This is a genomic window from Paramaledivibacter caminithermalis DSM 15212 (genome assembly GCF_900142245.1).
GTDB lineage: Bacteria > Bacillota > Clostridia > Peptostreptococcales > Caminicellaceae > Paramaledivibacter > Paramaledivibacter caminithermalis.
Genome location: NZ_FRAG01000083.1, coordinates 1 through 10762 on the forward strand (window position 1 = coordinate 1; position 10762 = coordinate 10762).

The window sequence follows — 10762 nt, forward strand, 5'->3', positions numbered from 1 at the left end:
TGGCTATCAATTATACATAAAGCTTTTAAATAATTATCAGCCTTGTAGAATAGCAAAATCCTATGACTGCTTCATTCAGTTAGACGACTTTAGATTTATTCTCGATAAAGATTATATTTACGATGCTAAGTTCTAAATTTAACGACTTAGCGTCGTTTTTTTAGAACATAATAATTTGTATTTTTTGATTGTTTTCCTAGCATCAGATTATTTAATCTGACTTTTTTCTGTCATTTTATATGGAAATCAAGCTAAAATAATTTGACTTTTTTGGAGTGGAATAATTTGCTGTGTAACAGCTAAAACAACCTATTCATTTATCCTCCTATAATTAATCGATTAAAATCCTCCTATTATTAATATCTAGAATTGAAACTGTGCATTTCCCTCCTAGATTATCTTCTACCAGTTTTGCTAAATCCATTAATGCACTTTCAAGTATTTTTAGTCTTTTTTCATCAGTTAATTCAATACATAGTAGGGCATTTTTTGTACTTTCAGTAAGCATCGTCCTTACTGATTCACGCCAATTTAAACATCTGCAAATAGCTCCATTATTATCTTTGTAGACTATTTCACCTTCATATGGAGGTGAATTTTCATCTCTCCCTAATGGAATGAATTCCTCATTTCCTAATGCTTTTGTTAATCTAATATCACCAACGATTTTGTCTATATCTTCTCCCCCACATGGAAGCGCATATTTTAGCGAAATGGAATTATAAATATCTACTAAAGGATTGATAGTTCCTATATGATTACCATTATAAACTCGTTTTAGTAACGCTTCAATTGATGATCTTGCGCCTTTCTTTGTCTTAAACTTTTTAAATGACTCTCTCCATACCTTTATTACTTCGTTATTACTTAACACTGTATCCTGTAAGTAGTTTAATGCCTCATTCTCTGCCTCTAAAAGCATTTCTTCATATTGTTCCTTATTTTTTATAAAGTTATCTATACTGTGACAAACAACAGCTCCAATCTTTGCATTAGGGAATATACTCCAAAAATCATCCTCAATAATCAAGTTTTTCATTAAAATACCTCCTCAATATGTAGAAAGCCCAAAGAAATATAATAAAAATATCTCTCAGGCTTTCATTCTTCCGTATACACAGTTTTCTATGAGTTTTCACTCGAATCAGCCAGTTATAGACCGCTGAACACTAGAAAATCAAATTTTATTAAATATCTTACAATTTATAAATTGGATTTTATTGCTTAATTTTAGCATAATTCAAAACTTGAAGCAACTTCAGTTCCTAAAAACTTAGTGTGAAATTATTGTAGAAAAAAATAAATATTATCTATTATTAGTATTCAAGTCTACTAGAAAAAATATGTTAGTCTATAATTAAAGATATAACATAATTATATCCCTTTGGTGAATATTCCAATCCTTTTCTATCTGTAATAATTTTCATATCCTTTCCATACTTCTTTGCAGCGATCCATATATGGCAAATTGCAATACCCATGTCTATTTGGTTCATCTTTTTTAATAAAATAGCCTTAATTAGATTCTGTTTGATACAATATGCATGTATCTTGTTATTTAATATCCTAAAAAACCAGGGTTGACTATTTGTCGCTGATGGAGCAAGGCGTGCTGGCTCAATAAGCTCATCTTTTTCATTGGTATCTCTAATCTCTTCTATAGATTTTCTTCTAAACTCTTTTAGATTTTTTCTATGGACAAACTCAGCAGGCTTACCAAAGGCTAGTGCAATAATAAATTCTAACTTCAATTTCTTTAGTATTTCTTTCTTAGGCTGTGCCATTCCGACCCAACAGCTTCCTAATTCATTGGCTGAAAGAAATAGATCTATCTGCTGAAGCATAAACCCTGCATTTGTTAGATAACCCTCTTTATTTTCAGATGAAAATAAAATATAATATGGTGCTCTAATAGGAAGGAGATTTTTTACATTTTCTAACTTGACAATTTTTATTTCAGTTTTAATTTCTTCATACATTGGTTTTACAGAACTTATAAAAGTTGAAACCTCTTCAAGTATTGTGTCATCTAAATTTTCTAAATTATATTTTCTCACTGATTTTCTTTTAAATATTACATCATAGAAATTTTTGTTCTCCATTTTTCTATCTCCCTTGTTGATACCCTCTTGTTAAGGTTTTTGCAAATGCTTTTTCTTAACCCAATCTATCTCCCTTTTGAACTGTCATCTCTGGCTTAATAAGCACTACTCCCTGTTTTGCATAAACTCCTAGTATTAATACCTCTGACATAAAATCGGCAATTTGTCTTGATGGGAAGTTTACAACTCCTAATACCTGCTTTCCAATAAGTTCGTTGCTTCTATAACATTGTGTAATTTGAGCACTTAATTTTTTATCCCTATTTCATCCCCAAAATCAACCTATAATTTATATGCTGGCTTTTTTGCTTTTTTAAAAACTGGATTGTCAACACTTTTTAAGACACTTTTTTGTCGGACATTAACATTCTATATTCTACAGGAGTAAGGTAATCTAAGAAGCCATGAATTCTATGGTTATTATACCAGTTTACATAATCAAATAATTGATATTCAAGTTCCTCAAAACTTTGAAATATTTTATTAAAAGCAAACTCTGTTTTAACAACCTTAAAAGCAGCTTTTGCTACTGCATTATCATAAGGACAGCCTTTTTTACTTAGGGATCGTTTTATATTAAATGTAGTTAATAAACTATCTATTATATTATTTTTAAATTCATTACCCCTATCAGTATGTAATATTTTAATGTTTTCTAAAGGTCTGTTAATCTTTGTAAAAGCTTTATAAACAAGGTTTGCATCCTTATTCTTACCAGCAGCATATCCAATGATTTCACGATTATATAGGTCTAATAATATGCATATATAATTCCACTTACCCTTAACATTCACATAGGTTAAATCGCTTACTACAACTTCCATAGACTCTTTCCTATCGAATTCTCTGTTAACAACATTTTTACACTTATCTTCATTGCACTTTGATTTATAAATCTTATATTGCTTGACTGTATAATTAGATACCAAACCATATTTTTTCATAATACGGTCAATTCTTCTTCTAGAAACTTGATATCCCTTTTTATCTAATTCCTTTTTTATTTTTCTAGTTCCATAATTATTTCTACTTTTTTTTAAAGATAGTTATTATTTCATTTTCTAGCTTACTATCAAATGATTTTTCTTTAGGAGTATAGTAAACAAGACTTCTACTTATTCTGAACACCTTACACATGGCACTGATACTGTACTTGTGTCTATTAGCCTTGATAATAGTTATTTTCGTGCCATTATCAGCGCCGCTTGCTTTAAAATATCATTCTCCATTTTGAGTCTTTGATTTTCTTTTCTAAGTTTTATTAGTTCGTTTTCCTCTTTTGTTCTATTGTCCTTAGCTTTAAAAGAACCTGATGTAGTATAATCTTTAACCCACTTATTTACGGTAGATCTTGCTACATTATATTCTTTAACTATTTCGCTTGGACTTTTTCCACTCTTAACTAATTCAACTATCTGTTTTTTAAATTCTTCGTTATATCTTTTAGATCTATTAGACATGATTAACCTCCAAATTAATTTTATTTATTATATCATGTCCGAGTTTTTACTGTCTAATTTAGTATAACCTATCCATGGTGTATACATTTTAAAAAACGTCATTGACTCTTTGTAAGCATATATATTACATTTTTTGAACTTCTTAATTTTCCTATCTTTTTTAGATATTTTCAAGTAATCTGTCAAAACAGTGTTTGATAAAGTATTAGTTATTATCTTATTGCTATGATTTGATACTTCTCCATTCATTTGAGTACCAGCTCCCATTTTTAGAAAAGGAAACAGACTAAATTTTGCACTAGCCTCAGCTTCAATATCAGCCATTGCTTTTCTCATTCTATCTTTAATTTTTTCTTCAAACTCTTCATATTTACCACCTTTAGTAATTTCAATATAATCAGTAGCTGTACCTTCATCAAAATATATTATCTTATGCATAAACACTCTCTATCCAAGTAAATATACAAAACATTAATATTACTTAATTATACCATTACTACATAATTATTTCTAATCATCTAAAAACTTTCACCACTAAACATAGGATAATAAAAATTAATGAAAATATTTGGTTTATAACTCTTAATCTATTATTCGTTAAAAAGACTCCAACAAATCTGCTAAAGTCTAGTTATTTGACTGAGAAAGCAGAATCTCAATCTACAATTTATTATGAAAAGGTACACTAGATTTCGAATTATACTTATGATAAAAACCGCCGTTACTTATGGTACGGTTCACCTTACTTGTGTATCGGCGGTTTTTACTACTATTTTTTATCCATATTATGTGTCAGTAGTGTCAGAATTTTTCTACTGATTCTTCTGTTGCTATTTTATCATCTTTTTTGTTCCATCACTAGCAATTGCTGTACCTACTGTCACTATAGATGTTTCTGCTAATCCCATTGCAGTTACTCCAGCTCCTACAACTGTCGCTTCTGTTGCTAAACCAATGGTGACTGCTATAGCTCCTGTTGTCGCAGCTACGCTTGCTACTGCTCCTACTGCTACTGGTGTAGCTAGAATACATCCTACACCTACTGCTACTTTCCCTAGACCTTCCCAAAAACTCATTTTCATCATCCTTTCATATTTTTATATTACTATTGTAAAAACAAAAGAAGAACCCTCATCATCAGATGAAGGTTCTTCTCCTAAAAATGTTTTTATCATATCATGTAGTGTTTCATTGAAATGTATTTCAATTGTACCAATTTTTCTATTCTTCCCTACAGTTATCTTTTCAATTATCAGCTATAAGAATAGTTTTCTTTGCTCTTTATCTGCTCCACTTATTAGCTTTTCAAAATCTTCCATTGTTCTTTTAACAGTTTTAAAAGGTATCTCATCAGAACCATTTTTATCAATTTCTAATTTAATCTCTGCTTTTCTATTAGCTAAGTTGCTTAGAGTTTCTTCTATATTAAGTAATCTTTCATTTAACATCTCTTTACTTATTGTTCCATCTTCATAGAGTTCAAATACTCTATTTTTCTTAATACTATAGCTTTCTATTTGTCTTTCTATGCTTACATATTCTCTTTCAAGAGGTTTAATTTTATCTTTTCTATTTTTATTTAATTTCTTAACTATATCTTTTAATACTCTGTCATTTAATAGCACTTCCTTTATTCTGTCAAATACATACTTTTCAGCTTCATCGGCTCTTACTGAGTTAGCACTACAAGCAACTGACCCTTTATTTCTGAACTGTCCACATGAGTAATATCTAATCCTTCTCTTTTCCCCACCTTTTAATGTATTTACAGTTCTAGCAGCTACCATACCATGTCCACATACTGGACAGACCAGCAATCCTGTAAGTGGAAATTCTCCAGAGTATGTCCTTGGATATTTTGCTGCTCTTGTATCTCTAATTTCCTGTGCTTTCTCCCAAACCTCTTCAGTTATTATCGCTTCATGTTGCCCTTCTACTAAAATGAAGTCTTCATTTTTTCCTTTTCTTCTTTTGTTAGCATAGTCTACATATCTATTGAATCTGATTTTTCCTACATATGTTGGATTACTAATAATGTTACTAATAGCTGTTATTCCAAATAAATTTCCCTTTATTGTCTTATAACCTTCCTTGTTTAATCTATTGGCAATGGCTTTATATCCTTTACCACTAATATACATATTGAATACTTTTTTAACTATCTCAGCCTCTTCTGGAACTATTACTAATCTACTATCTTTACCACTCCCTACTGATTTGTATCCTAGCATTCTACCTCCGTTCTTTAATCCCTTTTTAGCACGAGCTACCATTCCCATTTTTAGATTTTCTATAATAGTGGTTCTCTCAAATTCTGCTATACTTGCAAGCATAGATATCATTAATTTTCCTGTAGGAGTAGATGTATCATAGGGTTCTGTCATGCTCTTAAAGGTTACATCGTTCTTTTCCAGTATATTTACTATTTGTAGTAAGTCTAAAATATTTCTAGCTAGCCTACTTGTCTTCCATACTATAACCTCATCAAACATTCCTTTTCTACTATCTTCTATTAGTCGCTGAAGTTCTAATCGATTATCTATAGACTTACCACTAATCCCTCTATCAGCATAAACTTCTACAACAACCTTTCCTTCTAACTTACATCTTGCTTTAATATTTTCAACCTGTGCATCTATAGAATAACCTTATTCTGCTTGTTCTGCGGTAGAAACCCTTGCACCACATAGGGTCAGGCTAAACTTTAAACTTTATTGGCGATTTTAGATACAGCCATTTCTGTTACTCTAAGATATTCTGCTAACTCTTTTTGACTCATCAATTCATTTTTTATAACTTCTTTAATAAAATACTTCTTTACTTTACTAATATATCTATTCTCTGACCTTCCTTTTAGTCTTTCAATGTCTATATTATAAGATTTCTCTATCTCATTTATGATCTCATCCATACTTTTATTTTCAGTTTTTTCGATATACGTATCATTTTTTACTTCTTGTGATACAAGTCCATAGCTCCTTTTTTCAACTACTTCTACATCTTCCTCAAGAATATATTCTAAATACTTTTTCACTGCCAATTCCTTATAATTGGAAAACATATATAGGGGATGTTTATGATAACTTAATAGTGTACCACTAAAATAATTGAAAAATCCCCCACTATAAAATAGAATACTCTCTATAGACAATCTATAGAGGGGGACTCAGGAGTGGTTACTTTGAATCAAAAGGCAGAAATAATTATCAGTTATTTCAGAGAAGGAATTTCACAGAGAGAAATTAGTAGAAGATTAGGAGTTGATAGAAAAACAGTAAGAAAATATATAAATCAATATGAAGATAAGTTAAATAGATTAAGTAATGCTGATGATGAAAAAGAAGTATCAATATTAATCGAAGAGTTATCTTCAAAGCCTAAATATGATACTTCTAAAAGAAAAAAACGTAAGCTTAACGATGAAATTATTTCGTTAATAGATGAATATCTCAAGGAAAATGATGAGAAGAAAATGACCGGTAGGTCTAAGCAAATAATGAAAAATATTGATATATATGAACAGATTATAGAAAAGGGATATGACATAAGTTATCCAAGTATTTGTAACTATATTCGTGAGAAAGGAGCTGTAAAAGAAGCTTTTATAAGACAAAATTATTCTTTAGGAGAAACCTTAGAATTTGATTGGGGTGAAGTAAAATTAAATATAGATGGTAAAAATGTTACTTTAGATATGGGACTATTTACTACAGCTGCTGGTAGTTATCATTTTGCAAGGCTATATAAAAATAAAAAGATGGAAAATTTTTTAGATATCCATGTTAAAGCTCTTGAACATTTAGGAGGTGTACATAAAGAAATTGTTTATGATAATATGAAGCAAGCTGTAAAGAGATTTGTAGGAAAAAATGAAAAGGAAGCAACAGAGGACTTAGTTAAAATATCAATGTACTATGGCTTTAGATATAGATTTTGTAATATAAGACGAGGTAATGAAAAGGGCCATGTAGAGAGAGGAGTTGAGACAGTAAGAAGAAAAGTATTTTCTGTTAATAGTAAATTTAAAACCTTTGAAGAAGCCAATACATATTTGCAAGAAAAATTATTAAGCCTTAATTCTAAATCCAGAGATTGGTTAGAAGGTAAAAGTCCAATGGATATTTTAAATGATGAAAAGGAGTATTTATATCCATTAAAGCCTACATATGATGTATCTAGAGTAGTTGAAGCTAGAGTAAGTAAATACAGTGTTATAACTGTGGACCAAAATAAATACTCTACACCGGACTATTTAGTAGGTAAATTTGTTACAGCAAAAATCTATACTGATACAATAAAAATCTTTTATAAGAATAATTTAGTAGCTACTCATAAGAGAAACTATGAAAATCATAAATGGATTGTTGATATAAACCACTATATACAGACATTAAAGAAAAAGCCTGGGGCTTTAAAAAACAGTGCTGTCGCACATCAAATGCCACCAGAGCTAAAAAAAATATACCAAGAATATTATATCAATAATCCAAAAGATTTCATACTACTTTTAGAAATAATAAATGAAAAAGGTATTGATAATATATTAAAAATTATAGAAAAGCTTAATAAAATGAAAAAGTCATTAGTTACAACAGATAATATTAAAAGTATGGCATATAACAATTCTCCTTCTGAAGATATATTTATAAATATAGACGATGATATTAAAAATGCCTCAATAAACATGATAAGTCATATTAATAATATATTTAATTTAACAACTACAGAAGGAGGTAAAATGCATTGAATAAGCAAATAGTATTAGAGATCAAAGAATATGTAAAAGAACTAAAAATACCAGGAATAGCAGCATCAATTAAAGGAAGGTTAGAAGATGCTTATAGACTGGATACATCCTATGAGGAGTTTTTAAGAGATATATTTAGAGATGCATATGATATAAGAAAAGAAAATGGCCGTAAAAATAGGATTAGGAATGCAAATTTTCCGTATAAAAAATACTTAGAAAATTTAAAAACAGAATATTTGCCTAAAGATGCACAAAAAAAACTTAAAGAGCTCAAAACTCTAAGATTTATAGAAGAAAATAGAAATGTTATTCTAGCAGGTAACCCTGGTACAGGAAAAACTCATATGTCTATTGCTTTGGGAATACACGCTTGTAATATGGGTTATAAAGTATATTTTTCTACAGTTCCATTGTTAATAAACGAATTAAAAGAATGTAGAAGTGAAAAAAGGCTTAGATCATTTGAGAAAAAATTTGAGAAATATGATTTAGTTATAGCAGATGAATTAGGATATATATCCTTTGATAAGGAAGGAAGTGAATTATTATTTACATATCTGTCTCTAAGAGCAGAAAGAAAATCTACTATGATCACATCTAATTTATCTTTCGATAGATGGAGTGAAATTTTTAAAGATCCAGTACTTACAGCTGCAATGATTGATAGACTTACACATAATTCATATGTGATAAATATGAATGGTAATTCATATAGACTTAAAGAAACAAAAGATTGGATTCAAAAACAGGATTAATTTTTTTGCACTTAGTGGGGGAGTTTTGAAATATAATTTGGAGGAAAATTCACTTGACAAATACAGGGGAAAATCTACATCACAGATACCAAGTTTATTACCTATATATTCCTGATGGCTACTCCATTTATAATTAATATCTGATATGTTCGCTCTCTCTGGATTCTTATGAATATATCTGATTAATGTTAATAAATATTCATCTTTATTACACAATATAGCCTTATATCTTTGTTCAAATACATGCCCAGTCCTATTATACTTTTTATTATAGTATTGAGTATAAGTTTGTTGAATAAGCTGCATTATCTTTGTTAATGGTGTATTGGATACTTCTATTAACAAATGAGCATGATTATCCATAATCACATATGAATACAATTTACTTCTATATTTTTCTTTATATTTTTTTACTCTCATAAGATATTCTAGTTTATCTTTATCATCTTCAAATATATAATTCTTATTATTTCCTCTTACTATGACATGATATAATGCTCCCTCAAAATGTATTCTTGGTTTTCTTTCTATTTTATCACCCTTTTTCATCATATCATAAAGTTTATAGTTTAGCCTGACCCTCGATTGTGTACTCGATTGTGTATTGTGTGCTCTATTGTGTGTGATTCAAAGACATCTTAAATTTTAACTATTTTATCAATTCAAAGTCAACAATTATTGGATAATGATCACTAACAGGATGACCATCTGCCCAATACGAGTTGTCGACTCTATATTTATATACTTTTATATGGTCTTTGCTAACAAAACAAAAATCTATTGGTTTCAGATATTTAAAATTAAAAGGTAAAAACCAATTTATAGTTCCATGTGACATTGTATCTTCTGCAACTAATTTGCTATCCAATAATAAATCTGATTCAATAATTGTTTTATAATCTTTGCTATCTTTCATAAAATTAAAATCCCCTGTAAGCACAAATGGAGTTTGACATTTACTTATTTTATCAATCAATAATTTAACGCCTTCTGTTCTAGCTTGTTTCCCCACATGATCAAGATGTGTATTGAAATGAGTATAAACTTCACCATTTTCTTTATTTTTTAATATTGCCCAAGTACATATTCTATTAGCCACTGCATCCCAACCCATCGAAGGAGTATCAGGTGTCTCAGATATCCAAAATGTTCCACTGTCTATTATGTCATACTTTTCTTTCAAATAGAATATTGCAGCATATTCTCCAAGAGTTTTTCCGTCATCTCTGCCAACTCCTACATATGAATATCCTTCTAATAATGCAGGCAGACCATCATGCTCATTCATCCATCCGTAATCACCTTCTTGAATCCCTAGAGAATCTGGTTTATACTTAAGTATTTGTTTTATTAATTTGTAAGCGTAAAACCCTACCCACCTTCTAACAGACCATTTCCTGTGAGATAATGCCTTTAAAGGAGGCATATCAGGAAATGAAAAAAACAAAAGATTGGTGGAGAACCCATTATGATAACTGGATTTTAAGTAAGTTATCTATAGGAGAGTATAGTAATAATAATGGTATCAAAAAAAGTACTTTCTATGGATGGATTAAAAAATTTAGAAAGGAAGATTCTAAAGAAAAGACTAAAGATTCAAAGGTACAGTGGGCTACTCTTAATAGATATGAAACTGAAAATATAAATGAAGATGATACTAAGGTATCACCTTTGAAAATTGTTATTGGAAAAGCT

General features: G+C 29.5%; 12 protein-coding genes and 1 pseudogene. 3 read left to right on the forward strand and 10 right to left on the reverse strand.

What is annotated here, in order from left to right:
• Positions 1–331: 331 nt before the first annotated feature.
• From BUB36_RS17415 to BUB36_RS17455, 8 genes and pseudogenes are all read right to left on the reverse strand, one after another.
• A complete protein-coding gene (locus BUB36_RS17415) occupies positions 332–1039 on the reverse strand; it encodes a B3/B4 domain-containing protein (RefSeq protein ID WP_073153247.1) in 708 nt (235 codons plus the stop codon).
• A gap of 307 nt (positions 1040–1346) precedes the next feature.
• A complete protein-coding gene (locus BUB36_RS17420; protein ID WP_073153249.1) occupies positions 1347–2102 on the reverse strand; it encodes a nitroreductase family protein in 756 nt (251 codons plus the stop codon).
• A 55-nt stretch (positions 2103–2157) separates the two neighbouring features.
• The gene (locus BUB36_RS17425; protein ID WP_334293009.1) at positions 2158–2340 is read right to left on the reverse strand and encodes a hypothetical protein; all 183 of its coding nucleotides are present in this window, start codon (positions 2338–2340) and stop codon (positions 2158–2160) included.
• A 100-nt stretch (positions 2341–2440) separates the two neighbouring features.
• A pseudogene (locus BUB36_RS19165) lies at positions 2441–3562 on the reverse strand (IS3 family transposase).
• Positions 3563–3589: 27 nt separating this feature from the next.
• Entirely contained in the window at positions 3590–4000 is a 411-nt protein-coding gene (locus BUB36_RS17440) for a DUF6414 family protein (RefSeq protein ID WP_073153254.1), read from the reverse strand.
• A 392-nt stretch (positions 4001–4392) separates the two neighbouring features.
• Positions 4393–4638, reverse strand: coding sequence for a hypothetical protein (locus BUB36_RS17445; protein WP_073153256.1), 246 nt, complete (start codon positions 4636–4638; stop codon positions 4393–4395).
• 180 nt (positions 4639–4818) lie between these two features.
• Positions 4819–6201 carry a recombinase family protein gene (locus BUB36_RS17450; RefSeq protein ID WP_278247866.1) on the reverse strand — a complete coding sequence of 461 codons (1383 nt, stop codon included), beginning with the start codon at positions 6199–6201 and terminating at the stop codon, positions 4819–4821.
• A 65-nt stretch (positions 6202–6266) separates the two neighbouring features.
• Positions 6267–6596 carry a hypothetical protein gene (locus BUB36_RS17455; RefSeq protein WP_073153259.1) on the reverse strand — a complete coding sequence of 110 codons (330 nt, stop codon included), beginning with the start codon at positions 6594–6596 and terminating at the stop codon, positions 6267–6269.
• A 138-nt stretch (positions 6597–6734) separates the two neighbouring features.
• Here BUB36_RS17455 and istA point away from each other — a divergent pair, with 138 nt between their 5' ends.
• Together istA and istB are read left to right on the forward strand one after the other, a co-directional pair.
• Complete coding sequence (gene istA / locus BUB36_RS17460) at positions 6735–8309, forward strand: IS21 family transposase (RefSeq protein ID WP_073153262.1); 1575 nt, start codon at positions 6735–6737, stop codon at positions 8307–8309.
• Positions 8306–9067, forward strand: a complete 762-nt coding sequence (gene istB / locus BUB36_RS17465) for an IS21-like element helper ATPase IstB (RefSeq protein WP_073153264.1) — start codon at positions 8306–8308, stop codon at positions 9065–9067. The genes istA and istB overlap by 4 nt, the downstream gene beginning before the upstream one ends.
• On the opposite strand, the gene BUB36_RS17470 is transcribed toward istB, so the two are convergent.
• Positions 9020–9619 (reverse strand): transposase, encoded by a 600-nt coding sequence (locus tag BUB36_RS17470; RefSeq protein ID WP_084112119.1) that lies wholly within the window; start codon positions 9617–9619, stop codon positions 9020–9022. The genes istB and BUB36_RS17470 overlap by 48 nt on opposite strands.
• Before the next feature lie 97 nt (positions 9620–9716).
• A complete protein-coding gene (locus BUB36_RS17475; protein WP_131821342.1) occupies positions 9717–10493 on the reverse strand; it encodes an endonuclease/exonuclease/phosphatase family protein in 777 nt (258 codons plus the stop codon).
• 8 nt (positions 10494–10501) lie between these two features.
• On the opposite strand from BUB36_RS17475, the gene tnpA reads away from it, so the two are divergent.
• Positions 10502–10762 (forward strand): IS66 family insertion sequence element accessory protein TnpA (gene tnpA, locus BUB36_RS17480; RefSeq protein WP_207550851.1); only part of this gene is annotated, 261 nt, incomplete at its 3' end.